Source organism: Streptomyces blattellae, assembly GCF_009709555.1.
Classification (GTDB): domain Bacteria; phylum Actinomycetota; class Actinomycetes; order Streptomycetales; family Streptomycetaceae; genus Streptomyces; species Streptomyces blattellae.
On sequence record NZ_WJBG01000191.1, the window covers coordinates 1 to 18,123 of the forward strand.

The 18,123-nt window shown below is 70.6% G+C and carries 14 protein-coding genes; 6 read left to right on the top strand and 8 right to left on the bottom strand.

What is annotated here, in order from left to right:
- Nucleotides 1-219 precede the first annotated feature (219 nt).
- From GFH49_RS25150 to GFH49_RS25165, 4 genes are all read left to right on the top strand, one after another.
- Complete coding sequence (locus GFH49_RS25150) at nucleotides 220-519, top strand: YtxH domain-containing protein (RefSeq protein WP_155058357.1); 300 nt, start codon at nucleotides 220-222, stop codon at nucleotides 517-519.
- A gap of 127 nt (nucleotides 520-646) precedes the next feature.
- Entirely contained in the window at nucleotides 647-2,101 is a 1,455-nt protein-coding gene (locus tag GFH49_RS25155; RefSeq protein WP_155058358.1) for a xylulokinase, read from the top strand.
- Between the two features lie 182 nt (nucleotides 2,102-2,283).
- A complete protein-coding gene (locus tag GFH49_RS25160) occupies nucleotides 2,284-4,017 on the top strand; it encodes an ABC transporter ATP-binding protein (RefSeq protein WP_155058359.1) in 1,734 nt (577 codons plus the stop codon).
- A complete protein-coding gene (locus tag GFH49_RS25165) occupies nucleotides 4,017-5,945 on the top strand; it encodes an ABC transporter ATP-binding protein (RefSeq protein WP_155058360.1) in 1,929 nt (642 codons plus the stop codon). Before GFH49_RS25160 ends, GFH49_RS25165 begins: the two co-directional genes overlap by 1 nt.
- Before the next feature lie 152 nt (nucleotides 5,946-6,097).
- Here the strand turns inward: GFH49_RS25165 and GFH49_RS25170 are convergent, their stop codons facing one another.
- Entirely contained in the window at nucleotides 6,098-7,357 is a 1,260-nt protein-coding gene (locus GFH49_RS25170) for an RNA polymerase sigma factor (RefSeq protein WP_155058361.1), read from the bottom strand.
- Nucleotides 7,358-7,513: 156 nt separating this feature from the next.
- On the opposite strand from GFH49_RS25170, the gene GFH49_RS25175 reads away from it, so the two are divergent.
- Complete coding sequence (locus GFH49_RS25175; RefSeq protein ID WP_230396481.1) at nucleotides 7,514-7,849, top strand: hypothetical protein; 336 nt, start codon at nucleotides 7,514-7,516, stop codon at nucleotides 7,847-7,849.
- Here GFH49_RS25175 and dnaG read toward each other — a convergent pair.
- From dnaG to GFH49_RS25195, 4 genes are all read right to left on the bottom strand, one after another.
- Nucleotides 7,846-9,744 carry a DNA primase gene (dnaG, locus tag GFH49_RS25180; RefSeq protein ID WP_155058362.1) on the bottom strand — a complete coding sequence of 633 codons (1,899 nt, stop codon included), beginning with the start codon at nucleotides 9,742-9,744 and terminating at the stop codon, nucleotides 7,846-7,848. The genes GFH49_RS25175 and dnaG overlap by 4 nt on opposite strands.
- Before the next feature lie 58 nt (nucleotides 9,745-9,802).
- Nucleotides 9,803-11,068, bottom strand: coding sequence for an NAD(P)/FAD-dependent oxidoreductase (locus GFH49_RS25185; protein WP_155058363.1), 1,266 nt, complete (start codon nucleotides 11,066-11,068; stop codon nucleotides 9,803-9,805).
- A gap of 146 nt (nucleotides 11,069-11,214) precedes the next feature.
- Entirely contained in the window at nucleotides 11,215-12,468 is a 1,254-nt protein-coding gene (locus GFH49_RS25190) for a deoxyguanosinetriphosphate triphosphohydrolase (protein WP_155058364.1), read from the bottom strand.
- A 61-nt stretch (nucleotides 12,469-12,529) separates the two neighbouring features.
- Nucleotides 12,530-13,396, bottom strand: a complete 867-nt coding sequence (locus GFH49_RS25195; RefSeq protein WP_155058365.1) for a sirohydrochlorin chelatase — start codon at nucleotides 13,394-13,396, stop codon at nucleotides 12,530-12,532.
- A 308-nt stretch (nucleotides 13,397-13,704) separates the two neighbouring features.
- Here GFH49_RS25195 and GFH49_RS25200 point away from each other — a divergent pair, with 308 nt between their 5' ends.
- Entirely contained in the window at nucleotides 13,705-14,418 is a 714-nt protein-coding gene (locus GFH49_RS25200; protein WP_155058366.1) for a SanA/YdcF family protein, read from the top strand.
- Here the strand turns inward: GFH49_RS25200 and GFH49_RS25205 are convergent.
- From GFH49_RS25205 to GFH49_RS25215, 3 genes are read right to left on the bottom strand one after another with little or no spacing between them, the layout of a single operon-like run.
- Entirely contained in the window at nucleotides 14,405-15,172 is a 768-nt protein-coding gene (locus GFH49_RS25205; RefSeq protein WP_155058367.1) for an enoyl-CoA hydratase-related protein, read from the bottom strand. The genes GFH49_RS25200 and GFH49_RS25205 overlap by 14 nt on opposite strands.
- Nucleotides 15,173-15,193: 21 nt before the next feature.
- A complete protein-coding gene (locus tag GFH49_RS25210) occupies nucleotides 15,194-16,450 on the bottom strand; it encodes an FNR domain-containing protein (RefSeq protein WP_155058368.1) in 1,257 nt (418 codons plus the stop codon).
- On the bottom strand, nucleotides 16,447-18,063 hold the full coding sequence (locus tag GFH49_RS25215; RefSeq protein ID WP_155058369.1) for an amino acid adenylation domain-containing protein: 1,617 nt from the start codon (nucleotides 18,061-18,063) through the stop codon (nucleotides 16,447-16,449). Before GFH49_RS25215 ends, GFH49_RS25210 begins: the two co-directional genes overlap by 4 nt.
- Nucleotides 18,064-18,123 lie beyond the last annotated feature (60 nt).

Consider the following 18,123-nt stretch of genomic DNA (forward strand, 5'->3'; position numbering starts at 1 on the left):
TGGACTCGAACCAGTAACCTGCCGGTTAACAGCCGGCTGCTCTGCCAATTGAGCTACGGAGGAATGCCTCGTCGCATCGAACGTACCCACCTGGGTATTCGCCAGGGGGCGCGCGCTCGCTGCGACACATACATTAGCGCAAGCAGGGGGGTGCTCCGCCAATCGGTTCCCCCCGGCGCGACGCCGACACCAGGGACTCGTCAAGGAAGGGTGGCCGCCATGCGCTACCGGCTCACGTTCGTCGCCGGACTCGCTCTGGGTTATGTGCTGGGCACGCGAGCCGGACGCGAACGCTACGAGCAGCTGAAGAAATCCGCCCGCCAGGTCTCCCAGAACCCCGCCGTCCGCAACACCGCCGAATCAGCCGCCCAACAGGGCCGCCAGTTCGCCGGCAGGGCCTACCACACGGTCACCGAGAAGGTCCATGTCCCCGACTCGGTGGCCGAGCGGGTCCGTTCCCTGCGGGATCGCAACACCAACGGCGCGGTAGAGGACGACTGGGGCACGAGCAACACATGAACCCGGGTCATCTGGACCCGCCTGAGGGGCGCGACCAGCCACAACGAATCCGCACCCGCAAGACCGCACGCACCCCCGCGGTCTCCCCGGCTCGACCACAGCGGAGCGTGCGGCAGAATTTTGTGTCATGGGGATAGTCGCCGGGCTGGACAGTGCGCCCGATTTCACTCGCATCGTCGTCTGCGACGCGGACACCGGAGCCGTGCTCCGGCAGGGGTACGCCCCGCATCCGGTCGAAGGCGCCGAAGGCGGCGCGCGCCCCTCCGACGTCGATCCGCAGGCCTGGCTGCTGTCCCTCGGCGAGGCGGCCGGGGGCGGTCTCCTCGAAGGCGTGCAGGCCATCGGCGTGTCGGCCCAGCAGAACGCGGTGATCCCGCTGGACCCCCAGGGCAACACCGTGCGGCCGGCGCTGGTCGGCGGCGACAAGCGGGCGCAGGTCGCGGCGGCGGATCTGGTCGACGCGCTCGGCGGGCGTGAGGCGTGGGCGCAGGCGGTGGGGTGTGTGCCGCAGGCCGCTCAGCCCGTGACCAAGCTGCGGTGGCTGGCGAAGACCGAGCCGGAGCACGCCCTGCGAACCGCGGTGGTCATGCAGGCACATGACTGGCTGGTGTGGCAGTTGCTCGGGCGGCCCGTGCGCAGGACGACGGATCGCGGCGGGGCTTCCGGTACGGGGTACTGGTGCGCGGTCACCGGCGCCTACCGGGGTGATCTCGTGGAGCTGGCGCTCGGGCACCAGGTGATGCTGCCCGAGGTGATCGGGCCGTCCGACGCGGCCGGTACGACGCCGGAGGGGCTGCTGATCTCCGCCGGGACCGGCGAGACCATGGCCGCCGCCTTCGGGCTCGGGATCGGGCTGGGCGACGCCGTGGTGTCGCTGGGCGCGTCCGGGTCGGTGATGGCCGTGCACCCCGAAGCGCTGGTCGACCAGGCCGGGATGATCACCTCGCTGGCCGACGCCACCGGCATGCACCTGCCGGTCGTCACCACCCTGAACGCCGTACGGACCCTGCGCGGGACCGCCGAACTGCTCGGGCTGCCCGACCTGGAGAGCCTGTCGGACCTGGCGATGAAGTCGACGCCGGGCGCCCACGGACTCGTACTCCTCCCCTATCTGGAGGGTGAGCGGACGCCGAGTCTGCCGCACACCGCCGGGACCCTCGCGGGGCTCAGGCGGGAGTCGATGAAGGCGGAGCATCTGGCGCGGGCGGCGTTCGAGGGGATGCTCTGCGGGCTGGCGGACGCGCTGGATGTGCTGCGGGGACGGGGGGTGGAGGTGCGGCGGGTGTTCCTGCTGGGGGCGGCGGCCGAGCTGCCCGCCGTGCAGGTGGCGGCGCCCGCGCTGTTCGGGGCCCAGGTCGTCGTACCGCAGCCCGCGGACTACGGGGCGATCGGTGCCGCCCGGCAGGCGGCGTGGGCGCTCGGCACTTCGCAGGGCACCCTCGATCCGCGCACCCCGCCGGCCTGGCAGGGGCCGGCCGCGCAGATCCTGGAGCCCGGCGAGGAGCTGGCGGTGGGACAGGCGGTGCGGCAGCAGTTCGTGTCGGTGCGGGAGCAGACCCATCCCGGGGCGTTCCGGCTGTGAGTTCCTCGTTGTGGAACGTAAGGGACCGGTAGGAATCCGCCCGATACACACCTATTCCGTACCCATAAGGCCGTATGAAGCACCGCTGACGGCTTAATCGGTTGAGGTAACACCGGTGGAGTGTTCGACGATAGGGGCCAGGGGCAACCACCGCCCCCACCGCCGACTCCGAGAGACCTAGCGTGCTCATACGACTTCTGCGGACCTATCTCAGGCCCTACCGGAAACCCATCACTCTGCTGGTGCTGCTGCAGTTCCTGCAGACCTGCGCCACCCTCTACCTGCCCACGCTGAACGCGGACATCATCGACAACGGTGTCGTCAGCGGAGACACCGGCTACATCCTTTCCTCCGGCGCCCTGATGATCGGCATCTCGGTGGTGCAGGTCGTCTGCAACATCGGTGCCGTGTACTACGGCGCCCGCACGGCGGCGTCGCTCGGCCGCGACGTCCGGGCCGCCGTCTTCGACCGGGTGCAGTCCTTCTCGGCCCGTGAGGTCGGGCACTTCGGGGCGCCCTCGCTGATCACCCGGACCACGAACGACGTCCAGCAGGTGCAGATGCTGGCGCTGATGACGTTCACGCTGATGGTGTCGGCGCCGATCATGTGCGTGGGCGGCATCGTGCTGGCGCTCGGCCTCGATGTGCCGCTGTCCGGCGTGCTGGTCGCGGTGGTGCCGGTGCTGGGCATCGGCGTGACGTTGATCGTGCGGCGGCTGCGGCCGCTGTTCCGGACGATGCAGGTGCGGCTGGACACCGTGAACCGGGTGCTGCGCGAGCAGATCACCGGCAACCGGGTGATCCGCGCCTTCGTCCGCGACGAGTACGAGCAGCAGCGCTTCCGGCACGCCAACGCCGAACTCACCGAGATGTCCCTGGGCACCGGCAAGCTGCTGGCGGTGATGTTCCCGATGGTGATGACGGTGGTGAACCTGTCGTCGATCGCGGTCGTCTGGTTCGGTGCCCATCGCATCGACAGCGGGCGGATGGAGATCGGCGATCTGACGGCGTTCCTCGCCTATCTGATGCAGATCGTGATGTCCGTGATGATGGCCACCTTCATGTTCATGATGGTGCCGCGCGCGGAGGTCTGCGCCGAACGCATCGAGGAGGTGCTGGACACGTCCTCGTCCGTGGTGCCGCCGGTGGCTCCCGTGCGGGAACTGCGCCGGCACGGGCATCTGGAGCTGCGCGGGGCCGGGTTCCGCTACCCGGGTGCCGAGGAGCCGGTGCTGAGGGCCGTCGACCTGGTGGCCCGGCCCGGCGAGACCACCGCCGTCATCGGCTCGACCGGCAGCGGCAAGTCCACGCTGCTCGGGCTGGTGCCGCGGCTGTTCGACGCGACCGACGGGGAGGTGCTCGTCGACGGCGTCGAGGTGGCGTCGCTCGATCCGAAGCTGCTGGCGGCGACGGTCGGGCTGGTCCCGCAGAAGCCGTATCTCTTCGCGGGCACGGTGGCGACCAATCTGCGGTACGGCAATCCGGACGCGACGGACGAGGAGCTGTGGCACGCGCTGGAGGTGGCGCAGGCCAAGCAGTTCGTGGAGCGGCTCGACGGCGGGCTCGACTCGCCGGTCGCGCAGGGCGGGACGAACGTCTCCGGTGGTCAGCGGCAGCGGCTCGCGATCGCCCGGACACTGGTCCAGCGGCCGGAGATCTACCTCTTCGACGACTCCTTCTCCGCGCTCGACTACGCGACCGACGCGGCGCTGCGTGCCGCGCTCGCCCGGGAGACCGCCGAGGCGACCGTCGTGATCGTCGCCCAGCGGGTGGCGACCATCCGGGACGCGGACCGGATCGTCGTACTCGACGAAGGGCGGGTGGTCGGCACGGGCCGGCACCACGAGTTGATGGCGGACAACGAGACCTACCGGGAGATCGTGCTCTCCCAGCTGACGGAAGCGGAGGCTGCCTGATGGCCGGGCCTGCAGGGCGGATGATGGCCGGGACGGGACCCGAGCACCGCTCCATGGACTTCAAGGGGTCGGGCAAGCGGCTCATCGCCCGGTTCCGGCCGGAGCGGTTCACGATCTACGCGCTGCTGCTGTGCGTGGTGGCGAGCGTGGGCCTGTCGGTGGTCGGGCCGAAGATCCTCGGCACGGCGACCGACCTCGTCTTCGCGGGCATCGTCGGGCGGCAGTTCCAGGCGGGGTCCAGCAAGGAGCAGGTGCTTGAGTCCATGCGGGAGCGGGGGGACGGCTCGGTCGCCGACATGCTCCGCAGTACGGACTTCACGCCGGGCGAGGGCGTCGACTTCGGTGCGGTCGGCTCCGTACTGCTGCTCGCGCTGGCCGTGTTCGCGGCGGCGGGGCTGCTGATGCTGGTGGCGACGCGGCTGGTGAACCGTTCCGTGAACCGGACGATGTACCGGATGCGCGAGGACGTGCAGACGAAGCTGTCGCGGCTGCCGCTGTCGTACTTCGACAAGCGGCAGCGCGGTGAGGTGCTGTCCCGCGCCACCAACGACATCGACAACATCGGGCAGACGCTCCAGCAGTCGATGGGCCAGCTCATCAACTCCGTGCTCACCATCATCGGCGTGCTCGCGATGATGTTCTGGGTGTCCTGGATCCTGGCGCTGGTGGCGCTGGTGACCGTGCCGCTGTCGTACGCCGTCGCCACCCGGGTCGGGAAGCGGTCGCAGCCGCACTTCGTGCAGCAGTGGCGGTCGACCGGCAAGCTCAACGCGCACATCGAGGAGATGTACACCGGGCACACGCTGGTGAAGGTGTTCGGGCGGCAGGACGAGTCGGCACAGCAGTTCGCCGAGCAGAACCACGCCTTGTACGAGGCCGCGTTCCGGGCGCAGTTCAACAGCGGGATCATGCAGCCGCTGATGATGTTCGTGTCGAACCTCAACTACGTGCTGGTCGCGGTGGTGGGCGGTCTGCGGGTCGCGTCCGGTGCGCTGTCCATCGGGGACGTGCAGGCCTTCATCCAGTACTCCCGCCAGTTCTCGATGCCGCTCACGCAGGTCGCGTCGATGGCGAACCTCGTGCAGTCCGGGGTCGCGTCGTCCGAGCGGGTCTTCGAACTCCTCGACGCCGAGGAGCAGGAGGCCGATCCGGTGCCGGGCGAGCGGCCCGCGGAACTGCGCGGGCGGGTGGCGCTGGAGCATGTGTCCTTCCGCTACGACCCCGAGAAGCCGCTCATCGAGGACCTCTCCCTCAAGGTCGAACCCGGGCACACGGTCGCGATCGTCGGACCGACCGGCGCGGGCAAGACCACGCTGGTCAACCTGCTCATGCGGTTCTACGACGTCTCCGGCGGGCGGATCACCCTGGACGGCGTCGACATCGCCCGTATGTCCCGGGACGAACTGCGCGCCGGGATCGGCATGGTGCTCCAGGACACCTGGCTGTTCGGCGGGACCATCGCCGAGAACATCGCCTACGGCGCGTCCCGGGAGGTCACCCGGGGCGAGATCGAGGAGGCGGCGCGGGCGGCGCACGCGGACCGGTTCGTCCGGACCCTGCCCGACGGGTACGACACCGTGATCGACGACGAGGGGGCGGGGGTCAGCGCCGGTGAGAAGCAGCTGATCACCATCGCGCGGGCGTTCCTGTCCGATCCGGTGATCCTGGTGCTGGACGAGGCGACGAGTTCCGTGGACACCCGGACCGAGGTGCTGATCCAGAAGGCGATGGCGAAACTGGCGCACGGGCGTACGTCGTTCGTGATCGCGCATCGGCTGTCGACGATTCGGGATGCCGACACGATTCTGGTGATGGAGAACGGGGCGATCGTGGAACAGGGGGCGCACGGGGAGCTGTTGTCGGCCGGCGGGGCTTATGCGCGGCTTTACAAGGCGCAGTTCGCGCAGGCGGTGGCTGAGGTGGACTGAGCGGGTGCGCTGGGCTGGGGCGGGGGGGGCGGGGCGCAGCCCGGCGCGACGGGGTGCCGCCGCGCCCACCCGTGCCGCCCCGGGCGGCACGCATGCCCGCAGCTACGTCAGCTACGTCAGCTACGTCAGCTACGTCAGCTACGTCAGCTACGTCAGTCGAGATATCCCCTCAGCTGATCTGCGAACGCGTGGTCACGCAGCTTGTTCAGGGTCTTCGACTCGATCTGGCGGATGCGTTCCCTCGTCACGCCGAAGATGCGGCCGATCTCCTCCAGGGTGCGGGGGCGGCCGTCCGCGAGGCCGTAACGCAGTTGTACGACCTTGCGTTCGCGTTCGCCGAGGGTGGAGAGGACCGCCTCCAGGTGCTCCCGCAGCAGCAGGAACGCCGCCGACTCCACCGGGCTCGCCGCGTCCCCGTCCTCTATCAGGTCGCCCAGAGCCACGTCGTCCTCCTCGCCCACCGGCGCGTGCAACGACACCGGTTCCTGGGCCAGCCGCAGGACCTCGCTGACGCGCTCGGGCGGGAGGTCGAGGTGGGCGGCCACCTCTTCCGGGGTGGGTTCGTAGCCCCGCTCCTGGAGCATGCGGCGCTGGACGCGGACGACGCGGTTGATGAGCTCCACCACGTGAACGGGCACGCGGATCGTGCGGGCCTGGTCGGCGAGGGCGCGGGACATGGCCTGGCGGATCCACCACGTGGCGTACGTGGAGAACTTGTAGCCGCGGGCGTAGTCGAACTTCTCGACGGCGCGGATGAGTCCGAGGTTTCCCTCCTGGACGAGGTCGAGCATGGTCAGCCCGCGGCCGACGTACCGTTTGGCGACGGACACGACGAGCCGCAGGTTCGCCTCGATGAGGCGGCGCTTGGCCATACGGCCCATGACGACCAGTCTGTCCAGGTCGAGGGCGAGCTGGCTGTCCAGGTCGGGGGCGCCGGCGAGCTTCTCCTCGGCGAACAGGCCGGCCTCGACACGGCGGGCCAGTTCGACCTCCTCGGCCGCGGTGAGGAGGGGGATGCGGCCGATCTCGCGGAGGTACTGGCGGAACAGGTCCGAGGACGGGCCGCTGGTGTCGGTCCGGCCGCGCGGAAGTTCCACGGCCACGGGCTCGGGTTCCGCCGGTTCCTGCGAGGCCTCCGGCTCCGCCTCGGGGTGGTGCGCGGCGCGGCTCTGCGGAGGGACGGCGACGAGCACGCCGGTCTCCGCGTCCGGCTCCGTGCTGTCGGTCTGGGTCAGGGTCTGGGTCTGCACGGGGGCGACCTCCAGGATGATCGCTGCCGAGGTGAGCGGCAGCGCTGCTTCGGGGGCGGAGTCGGCGGCCACGCCGCTGTCCGTCCCGTACGCGATGAGCGGAACCGCGGGGGTGTGGGACCCGTTGGGAACGGATCGGCCGCGCTCCGAGGACTCAGGCACCGGAACCCAGTGTGGAGTACGACACATCGCCGCCACGAGGGGCGTGCGGTGACTTTTTGCGCCCGGTGCGTGACCGGTCGGTTACTCGGGTCGTTTGACCATCGGATTGTTGGCCGAAGACACTGGGACCCGCTGAACTGGGGCAGGATGGAGAGCATGAGCGAGATCGAGGAGCTGCGGCGTCGTCTTGAGGCGCTGGAGGCACGGGTGGACGAGGCCATCGCGCAGCAGGTCACGACCCACAACCTTGCCGTGGGCTCCGATCGGGACGTGGCCGCGCTTCAGCAGCAGCGGCGGGCCGATATGCAGGTGATCCGGGCGTTGCGGGACACGCAGCTGGAGCAAGGCAGGACGTTGCAGCAGCACAGTGAGCTGCTGGGCGCGCTCGTGGTGGGGCAGGTTGAGCACGGCAAGAACCTGGAACGCCTCGCGACAGCGGTCGGCGCGATCATGAACCACCTCGGCATCGACCCCCCCGCCCCGGAGGGCTAAAGCGCCGCCACCCCCCGCTCCCGCAACGCCTGCCCGTACTGCTGAAGCACCCACAACTCGTTCTGCACGGCCGCCAGTCGGGCCGGGTCGCCGCCGTTCGCCAAGCGGGTCAGCGTGCCCTGGATCTCCTGGATACGGCGGTCGACGGCGCGGCGGCGGACCATGACGAGCTGGTCGCCGGCGTAGACCTCGTCGACGGTGCGGCGCATGATCGCCTCGACCGCCAGTTCCGTCACCATCGCGCGGACCACGTCGTCCGGGGCCGCCTCGCGGACGCGGACCAGATACTCCTGCGGGTCCTGGATGCCGTACTCCGCGCCGCCCGCGTCGAGGATGGTCTGGCGTACGGCGGCGTAGGGCGGGGCGGTGAACTCGTCGACGCCGTATGCGTCGAAGGCCGGGGAGACCAACTCGGGGCGCTGGAGGGCGAGTTTGAGGAGTTCGCGTTCGGTGGCGTAGACCGGGTTGCGGAGGTTCAGGGCCGGGCCGGAGGGGGGGCGGACCGTGTCGTACGTCTGCGTGGGGCGCTGCTGGGCGGGGGCCGGGCCCTTGCCGCCGCGGTCCCTGGCCCAACGCGCCAGCTGGGCGACCCGCCTGACCACGAACTGCGTGTCGAGGATGCCGAGCATGCCCGCGAGCTGGACGGCGACCTCGTGCTGGGCGCCGGAGTTCTTGATGCGGGCCACGACGGGGGCGGACTCGTCCAGCGCCGAGGCGCGGCCCGCGGGGGTGTCGAGGTCGTAGCGGCCGACGATCTGGCGGAGCGCGAACTCGAAGAGGGGCGTGCGGGGTTCGACCAGCTCGGCCACCGCCTCGTCGCCCTTGGCCAGGCGCAGCTCGCAGGGGTCCATGCCGTCGGGCGCGATCGCGATGTACGTCTCGGCGGCGAACTTCTGGTCGTCCTCGAAGGCGCGCAGGGCCGCCTTCTGGCCGGCCGCGTCGCCGTCGAAGGTGAAGATCACGCGGGCCGAGCCGTTGTCCATCAGCAGCCGGCGGAGGATCTTGATGTGCTCGCCGCCGAAGGCCGTGCCGCAGGTGGCGATGGCTGTGGTGACGCCGGCGAGGTGGCAGGCCATGACGTCCGTGTAGCCCTCGACCACCACCGCCCGGCTCACCTTCGCGATGTCCTTCTTCGCGAGGTCGATGCCGTACAGGACCTGCGACTTCCGGTAGATCGCCGTGTCGGGGGTGTTGAGGTACTTGGGGCCGCTGTCCGACTCGTACAGCTTGCGGGCGCCGAAGCCCACGACGTCTCCGCCGATGTCGCGGATCGGCCACATCAGACGGCCGCGGAAGCGGTCGATGGGGCCGCGGCGGCCTTCCTGGGAGAGGCCGGACAGGAGCAGTTCCTTGTCGGTGAAGCCCTTGCCGCGCAGATAGCGGGTGAGGTGGTCCCAGCCCTGGGGGCTGTAGCCGACGGAGAAGTGCTCGGCGGCCGACTGGTCGAAGCCGCGCTCGGCGAGGAACGTGCGGCCGGTGTCGGCCTCCGGGCTGACGGCGAGCTGCTCGATGTACCACTGGGCGGCGATCTTGTGGGCCTCGACCAGGCGGATGCGTTCGCCGCGCTGGTGGGAGGGGTTGTAGCCGCCCTCCTCGTACCGCAGGGTGATGCCGGCCTGGGCGGCGAGGCGCTCGACCGCCTCGGAGAAGGAAAGGTGGTCGACCTTCATCACGAACGTGATGGTGTCGCCGCCCTCCTGGCAGCCGAAGCAGTGGAAGAGCCCCTTGCTCGGGCTGACCTGGAAGGACGGTGACTTCTCGTCATGGAACGGGCAGAGCCCCTTCATGTTGCCGCCGCCCGCGGGGCGCAGCTGGAGGTACTCGGACACGACGGCGTCGATCGGGACCGCGTCCCGTACCGCCTTCACGTCCTCGTCGTTGATCCGTCCTGCCACGCGTGGATTCTACGGTGGTGCGCCGACAGTCCTGACAGGTCCTGACGCCTCCTGACGGCTACGGGATGAGGCTGTCGAGCGGTACGTGCGGGTCGGCGAGCGCCTCCGTGTCCACCCGTGCCCTGGAACGAATCAGCTGCTGGACCGGGTCTGTGACGTCCCACACGTTCACGTTCATTCCGGCCAGTACGCGGTTCTCCTTCACCCAGAACGCGATGAACTCCCGCTTTCCGGCGTCCCCCCGGATCACCACTTCGTCGTACGCCCCCGGGGGCGCCCAGCCGGAGTACTCCATCCCCAGGTCGTACTGGTCGGAGAAGAAGTAGGGCACCCTGTCGTAGGTGACGTCCCGGCCGAGCATCGCGCGGGCCGCCGCCGGGCCGCCGTTGAGGGCGTTGGCCCAGTGCTCGACGCGTACCCGGGTGTCGAACAGGGCGTGCGGAAACGCGGCGACATCGCCCGCGGCGTAGATGTCGGGGTCGGAGGTGCGCAGCTGTTCGTCGACCATCACGCCGCCTCCGTAGACGCGCTCGGCGACTTCGAGCCCCGCCGACTCCGCGAGGGCGACCCGCGGGGCCGCCCCGATCGCCGCCAGGACGTCGTGCGCGGGGTGTTCCTCGCCGTCGTCGGTGCGGGCGGCCAGCACCATGCCGTCCTGGCCGGTGATCTCCGTCAGCCTCGCGCCGAAGTGGAAGCGGACGCCGTGCTCGCGGTGCAGCTCGGCGAAGAGGTTGCCGAGTTCGGGGCCGAGGACGCCGTGCAGCGGGGTCGGTTCCGGTTCGACGACGGTGACCTCGGCGCCGTACTCCCGGGCCGCCGCCGCGACCTCCAGGCCGATCCAGCCGGCGCCGGCGATGACGAGGTGGCCGTTGTCGCGGCCGAGGGAGGTCAGGACGCCCTTGAGGCGTTCGGCGTGGGCGAGGCGGCGCAGGTGGTGGACGCCCGCGAGGTCCGTGCCGGGGATGTCCAGGCGGCGGGGCTCGGCGCCGGTAGCGAGGAGCAGCTTGTCGTAGCGCACGACGGTGCCGTCCTCGCCGAAGCGGACCGTCTTCGCCGTACGGTCGATGGCGTCGACGGTCTGGCCGAGGTGCAGCTCGATGTCGTTGCGGGCGTACCAGGCGGGCTCGTGCACGAAGACGCTGTCGCGCTCCTCCTTGCCGAGCAGATAGCCCTTGGAGAGGGGCGGGCGCTCGTACGGGTGGTCGCGTTCGTCGCAGATCAGTATCACGCGGCCGGTGAAGGCTTCCGCTCGGAGCGTCTCGGCCGCCTTCGCGCCGGCCAGTCCCCCTCCGACGATGACGAATGTCTGATCCGCGTCGACCACTTGATGCCTCCTCGGGGGTCTGGGGGTGTCCCCCAGTCGAACACTGCATGGTGCCGCCACATGCGAGCGTCCCGCACGGAGCGTGATGGGGGAAGAGGGAGTGACCCGAACAGGCCACGGAGGGTCACATTCGGGCGGGTTTCACCTCACTGGCGCCCAGTGAGCCTCTGGTGCAACGAGCGCGCCGACGCGTCCGTGAGCGACGCGATCTGGTCGACGATCACCCGTTTGCGGGCGCGGTCGTCGGGTGCCCGGTCGAACAGGGCGCGGAACTGGGGGTCGAGTCCGTCGGGCGCGCGGGCGGTGAGCGCGTCGGCGAGTTCCGCGACCACGATGCGCTGGTCGGCGCGGAGCCGTTCCTGTTCGGCGCGCTGCATGACGTACCGGTCGGCGACCGCCTTGAGGACGGCACATTCGAGGCGGACCTCGCGCGGTACGACCAGTTCGGCGTCGTATCTCGTGAGGCGGCCGGCCCCGTACGCGGCGCGGGTGGCCGCCTCCGCGGCGAGGCAGAAGCGGCCGATGAGCTGGCTGGTGGCGTCCTTGAGCCGGGCCTGGGCCACCGCCGTGCCGTCGTAGCCGTGCGGCCACCAGTCCTCGTCCAGGAGGCGGTCGAGGGCCTCGGCCAGTTCCGCGGGATCGGTGTCCGAGGGGACGTAGCGGCCGAGGGCGACCGTGAAGACCGCCTGCCGTTCCGGCTCGGCGTGCAGGCAGTTGGGGTCGATGTGGCCGGCGTGCAGGCCGTCTTCCACGTCGTGGACGGAGTACGCCACGTCGTCGGACCAGTCCATGACCTGGGCCTCGAAGCAGGTGCGGGTGCCGGGGGCGTCCTTGCGGAACCAGTCGAAGACGGGGCGGTCGTCCTCGTAGACGCCGAACTTCGGGGACGTGGGGTCCGTGGGGTGGGCTCCGCGGGGCCAGGGGTACTTGGTGGCCGCGTCCAGGGCGGCTCGGGTCAGGTTGAGGCCGACCGATCCCTCGGGGGTGAACCGTTTGGGCTCGATGCGGGTGAGGAGGCGGAGGGACTGGGCGTTGCCCTCGAAGCCGCCGCAGTCTTCCGCGAATTCGTTGAGGGCCTGTTCGCCGTTGTGGCCGAACGGGGGGTGGCCGAGGTCGTGGGAGAGACAGGCGGCCTCCACCAGGTCGGGGTCACAGCCGAGGGCTGCGCCCAGTTCGCGGCCGACCTGGGCGCATTCGAGGGAGTGCGTGAGCCGGGTGCGGGGACTGGCGTCCCAGACCTGGCTGCTCGCTCCTGGGGTGACGACCTGGGTTTTGCCGGCGAGCCTTCTGAGCGCGGCGGAGTGCAGGATGCGGGCGCGGTCGCGCTGGAAGGCGGTTCGGCCGGGGCGCTTGTCCGGTTCGGGGGCCCAGCGTTCGGTTGACTGCAGGTCGTACGGCATGCCTCGACAGTAAGGGCAGGGGGTGGCGAACGGAGTGCGCCCTTGCCGGTGCCGGGTTCCGTTACGGGACGAGTGCGGGTTGTCTGTGGCTGGCAGCGGCCTGCGTAGCCAGTGCCTGGTCGTAGCGGTGCAGGACCAGGCGGGCCATCGCCGGGTGGGTGCCCAGCGGGGCCGACGCGATCCAGGGAGCCGCCTGTGCGCACTGGGTGGCGAAGTAGCCGGGGGCCGTGAAGTAGGAGGCCACGGCAATGTGGCGGCGGCCTCGGGCGGTGAGCGCGTGTACGGCTTCCTGGACCGTGGGCCTCGCCGCCGACGCGTACGCGGGGATCACCGGTACGCCCAAGCGGTCGGCCAGCAGCTGTGCCGTACGGCCGGTGTCCGTCGCCGACTGGGGGTCCCGGGAGCCCGCCGCGGCCAGGACCACTCCGGTCCGCTGTGCGTCCTTGCGCCAGCCCGCGTCGACCAGACGGTCGTGCAGGGCGTCCACGAGGAGGGGGTGCGGGCCGAGGGCGGCGGCCACTCGGGTGCGTGCCGGGGCGGCGGCGGCCATCTCGGGGATGTCCCGTTTCACGTGGTAGCCGCGGGACAGCAGCAGCGGGACCAGGACCGCCTCCGCGTTGCCCAGGGACGCCAGTGTGTCCGGGAGCAGGGGCTCGTTGAGCTCGATGTGACCGAGGTGGACGGGCAGGCCGGGGCGCAGCTCGCGGACGCGGTCGAGAAGGGCGGTGACCGTGCGCAGGGTGCGCGGGTCGCGGCTGCCGTGGGCCACGACGACGAGCGCGGGGGGCTCGGGTCGTCGGCTGCCGTCGAGCGAGACAAGGCTGAGCTGACTGGCGAGCTGGCTGCTGATCCGGTTCATGAGGTGCGCCGTACTGTCGAGGTGGTCGCGAGGAGCGTCCGACTTGCTCGTCTTACTCGTCGCCGTCATGGATCGATGGTGGCGAGCTGAGATTGCCTCCCCGTTGCACGGGAATGACGGGTGTTTTCCAGGGGTTCACGGTCGGTCCACCGCTGTGTGTGAGGAGCGGTGACCTGCGATTTCGTTCACCGGGAGTGAAGCTGGTCACGTTGGGGCAGTCAACCGGATCACCCTGCGTGGCGTCTTCGTTGGTCGAAGCAGCGGAACTGTCGAGCCGACACCGAGCCGACGTCAGCCGACGTCGAGCCGACGGAAACCGCCCGGAAACATGAACCCGCCGGACATCTGCGCCCGGCCGAACCAGGGAGACCGCCCTCATGCACCTGCCGCGCCCGAAGCTCCGGAGGCCGGCCGGCCTCCGTCTCCCCCGGCCGCGGCTGCCGCAGACGCGTGCCGGTCAGCGGCGGGCCCTGCAACTGGTGATGCTGCTGAGCGTGCTGGGGCTGCTCCCGGCGACGTGGATGTTCACGTCCGCGGACGGCCGGCTGCACACCGTCGAGAACGTGCCGCGCACCGACGTGGCCGTCGTCTTCGGAGCAGGCCTGCGAAACGGCGAGCCCTCCCGGTACCTCGCGCGCCGGCTGGACACGGCGGTGGAGCTGTACGAGACCGGGCGCATCAAGGTCGTCCTGGTGAGCGGTGACAAGCGGGAGGGCTACGACGAGCCGGGCACCATGCGCAGCTACCTGACCGAGCGCGGGGTGCCCGCCGCGCGGATCGTCAGTGACAACGCCGGCTACGACACATGGGACTCGTGCGTGCGCGCGAAGAAGGTCTTCGGTGTCGACCGGGCGGTGCTCATCAGCCAGACCTTCCACATACGCCGGGCGGTGGTCCTGTGCGAGGAGGCGGGCGTGCAGTCGTACGGCGTGGGAGTGGAGGACCGGCACTTCGGGGTCTGGTACTACGGGGCCGTCCGGGAGATCTTCGCGGCGTGGAAGGCGGCACTGGACGCGTGGAACGACCCCGACCCCCGGGTCCTCGGGCCGGAGGAACCGGGGGTGGAGCGGGCCCTGGCTAGCGCCCGGTGAAACGGGGAGCGCGTTTCTCCAGGAACGCGCTCATGCCGTCCTTCTGGTCCTCGGTCGCGAACAGGGCGTGGAAGACCCGCCGTTCGAAGCGGATGCCGTCTCTCAGGCCGGTTTCCAGGGCCCGGTCCACGCACTCACGGGCCGCGGTGACCGCCACGCGGCCGTAGGAGGCGATGGTCGCGCCCGCTTCCAGGGCCTCCGGCAGGACCCGGTCGTCCGGGACGACACGGGAGACGAGACCGCAGTCTCCGGCCTCCCGTGCGTCCATGGTGCGGCCGGTCAGGATCAGGTCCATCGCCTTGGCCCGCCCGACCAGGCGGGTCAGGCGCTGGGTGCCGCCTATGCCCGGGATCACTCCGAGCTTGATCTCCGGCTGGCCGAACACCGCCGACTCGCCCGCGATGACGAGGTCGCACATCATCGCCAGCTCGCAACCGCCGCCGAGGGCATGCCCGTTGACGGCCGCGATCTTCGGCGTGCGGAGGTCGGCGAACTCCTCCCACGCGGCGAAGTAGTCCTCCGCCGCCATCTCCACGGCCGACTTCCCCGCCATCTCCTTGATGTCGGCACCGGCGGCGAACACCTTCTCCGAACCGGTGACGACGAGGCAGCCGATCTCCGGGTCCGCGTCCAACGGGCGGAGGGCGTCGAGGAGTTCGGTCAGCAGCTCGGTGTTCAGGGCGTTGAGCACGTGCGGGCGGTGCAGCCGGACGGTCACCACCCGGCCGTGCCGTTCGAGCTTGAGATTGTTCATCGGTCTCCCCTTCTGCGGGCGTTACGAGTCCCAGATCGCGCCGTACGCCGGAATCCCGCGCCGCTCCAGCCCGTGCACGACCTGCCAGGTGAGCTTCTTGTTGGAGATGCAGATCACCGCCTCGGCCCCGAAGTCGCGGTACGCCGCGTAGGCGAGGCGCACCATGTCGGGCTTGCCGTGCTGGGAGGTGTCCCAGATGACCGCGTCCGGCTGGACGGCAAGGATCTCGTCGACGAGAGCGTCGCCGTAGGTCGTGCGCGGGTCGCGGGTGGCCCAGACCAGACGGGAGGGGACCTCCGCGGCGAGGAGATGGGGCAGGCAGGGGCCGATGCCGCTGCCTGTCGCGACGTAGACCACCTTCTTGAACAGGACCTCGATGTTGGCGACCCCGGCCGTGGTGATGCCCTTCACCCACACCTTGGACGGCAGGTCGTCGATGAACGAGCCAGTCCAGTCGCCGGCCCGCGAGATGGTGAGCCGGAAGCCGGGCTCGCCGGGGGCGGGGACGTTGGCGAAGGAGTGCCATTCCTTCAGCGGGCTGCGGCTGACCGCGGTGGAGGAACCCGCGAAAGGGGTCTCGCCATGGTCGAAGCGGGCCAGTACGACATGCCCGGAGGGGCGTTCGAGGCGGACGTCGACCTTGCGCAGCCGCAGCCAGGGCAGGGCGACGCTGAAGGTGACCACGGACAGCACCGTGAGTTCCGCGGGCCCCGGTGACGACAGGAGCGTATGCGTCCAGAACAGGGCCAGCGCCGTCCAGCCGCCGAAGCGGTGGATCTTCTCGAAGTGGTCGTGGTGGCGGGACCGGAAGGGCGGCAGGGCGGTGGCGACGATGACCGCGAGGAGGGCGAACAGGGTCCAGCCCACGGCCCTGAGCTGCGCGTCGGTCGTCCTGATCGTGAGCGCCAGGAACCAGCCCGTCCCCGCCAGCGCCCCGCCCACGTGCAGTCCGCCGAAGTGGTACACCTTCCCCAGCGTCCAGCGGATCTTCAGCGGCCAGTTCGTCGGCGCCCAGGTCGCCAGCCGGAAGAAGAGATTGATGACGTACTGCTGTCGTACGAGGACGGCGAGCGCGAGGTTGGCGAGCGCGGCGTGGCCGAGGGTCTCGGTCGACAGCGGCCAGCCCGCGTACAGAAAGGCGAGGTTGGCCAGGATGACCAGCGCCGCGAGCCGGTTGTAGTGCATCAGGCGCGGGTGCTTCAGCAGCCGCCGGGGGCCGGAGACGAGCGGGGGCAGGTCGGTGGTGTCCTGCTGGGTCCGCGGAGGTGAGGTGGTCATCGGGCCACCGCCATCCGCGCCTCGACCATCCGCAGCAGCGCCGCTTTGTCGATCTTGCCGCGGTCCGTCTCGGGGAGGAAGGGCAGTGCCAGCACCTCGGCGGGGACGCAGTAGTACGGCAGGGCGTCGGCGACCGCGCGGCGGGCGGTGTCGGGGTCGACGTCGGCGGGGCAGACGAAGGCGACCAGCGTGCGGGCGTCCCGCTTCAGGGTCACCGCGCGCCGGCAGCCCGCCACCGACTCCAGCACCGAGGACACGGAGTCCAGCTCGACCCGGAAGCCGCGCACCTTGACCTGGTCGTCGGTGCGGCCGAGGTGTTCGAGTTCGCCGTCCGGGGTCCAGCGGCCGAGGTCACGGGTGCGGAACATACGGCGTCCGGCGCCGAGGAAGGGGTCGGGGGCGTAGCGCTCGGCGTTCAGCGCCTCGTTGTCCAGATAGCCCGCCGAGACGCAGTCGCCGCCGGCCCACATCTCGCCGACCTCGCCGATGGGCAGCGCACGCCGGTGCTCGTCGAGGACGTACACCGTGTTGTTGGGGGTGGGGCGGCCGATCGTGAGCAGCGGGTCGTCCACGTGGTGGCGGCGCATCGTGTTGACGATCGTCGTCTCCGTCGGCCCGCAGGAGTTGTGGAAGGCGGACCGCCGGGCCCAGGCGTCCGCGAGCGGGCGCGGGCACGGCTCCCCCGCGACCGCCACCGTCCGCACCCGGGGGCAGTCCGCCGGGTCGATGCCGGACAGCACGGTCGGCGTGGCGATCAGGACGTCCGCCGTACGGGCCGCCGCCGCGATGTCCTTGCCGCGGATGACGAGCGTGCCGCCGTGGGCGAGGCAGCCGAGGATCTCCCAGGCGGCCATGTCGAAGGCGATGTTGAGGAGTTGGGCGACCCGGTCGCCGGGGCGGATACCGAGGTCGCCGGGGGCGGTGAGGAGGATGTTGGCGACGTTGCGGTGGGTGACCTCCACGCCGTTGGGGTGGCCGGTGGTGCCGGAGGTGAACAGGACGTAGCAGCCGTCGTCAGGGCGGACGGGCCGCCCGTCGGTGGGTACGGGCCGCCCGTCGATGCGTACCGACCGCCCGTCGATGCGTACGGGCCGCCCGTCGATGCGTACCGACCGCCCCGGAGGGACCGGTCCTCGCTGGGCGAGATCGTCGTCGTCGAGCGTGATCAGCCGGTGTCCGGCGTCAGGCAGCGGCACCAGCGGCGTGTACTCCGACTGTGTGAGGACCACCCGGGTCCCGGCGGTACGGATGACGTGCCGCAGCTGGGCGGCAGGGGCGAGGCAGATGTCCTGCGGGACGTACGCGGCGCCGGCCTTCAGCGTGCCGAGCAGTCCGACGAGCATCGGTATGGAGCGGCGTACGAAGAGGCCGACGTGGTCGCCGGGCCGTACGCCTTCCCGTACGAGTCTGGCCGCGAGCCCGTCGGCACGACGGTTCAGCTCGCCGTAGGTGATCGTCGTGCCCTGGTGCTCGGCGGCGACGGCGTCCGGCGCGGCGGCGGCCCGTCGTTCGACGGCGCGGTGGACGAAGGTGTCCGGGACCGGGACCTCAGGGCCTTGGCCGAACTGCCAGAACAACGCCCTGTCTTGGGGAGATAGATGGCTCAGGGGCATGCTTCACAGACCTCCTGGCGGTTGGGGGGAAGGTGCGTCGAGCGACTGAACGTGGCACGT

What these genes read in the sequence shown, in the direction of transcription:
- GFH49_RS25150 (WP_155058357.1), top strand. Translation starts at nt 220, where the DNA reads ATGCGCTACCGGCTCACGTTCGTCGCCGGACTCGCTCTGGGTTATGTG.
- GFH49_RS25175 (WP_230396481.1), top strand. Translation starts at nt 7,514, where the DNA reads ATGAGCGAGATCGAGGAGCTGCGGCGTCGTCTTGAGGCGCTGGAGGCA.
- GFH49_RS25195 (WP_155058365.1), bottom strand. Translation starts at nt 13,396, where the DNA reads ATGACGGCGACGAGTAAGACGAGCAAGTCGGACGCTCCTCGCGACCAC.
- GFH49_RS25155 (WP_155058358.1), top strand. Translation starts at nt 647, where the DNA reads ATGGGGATAGTCGCCGGGCTGGACAGTGCGCCCGATTTCACTCGCATC.
- GFH49_RS25215 (WP_155058369.1), bottom strand. Translation starts at nt 18,063, where the DNA reads ATGCCCCTGAGCCATCTATCTCCCCAAGACAGGGCGTTGTTCTGGCAG.
- GFH49_RS25190 (WP_155058364.1), bottom strand. Translation starts at nt 12,468, where the DNA reads ATGCCGTACGACCTGCAGTCAACCGAACGCTGGGCCCCCGAACCGGAC.
- GFH49_RS25165 (WP_155058360.1), top strand. Translation starts at nt 4,017, where the DNA reads ATGGCCGGGCCTGCAGGGCGGATGATGGCCGGGACGGGACCCGAGCAC.
- GFH49_RS25205 (WP_155058367.1), bottom strand. Translation starts at nt 15,172, where the DNA reads ATGAACAATCTCAAGCTCGAACGGCACGGCCGGGTGGTGACCGTCCGG.
- GFH49_RS25210 (WP_155058368.1), bottom strand. Translation starts at nt 16,450, where the DNA reads ATGACCACCTCACCTCCGCGGACCCAGCAGGACACCACCGACCTGCCC.
- GFH49_RS25200 (WP_155058366.1), top strand. Translation starts at nt 13,705, where the DNA reads ATGCACCTGCCGCGCCCGAAGCTCCGGAGGCCGGCCGGCCTCCGTCTC.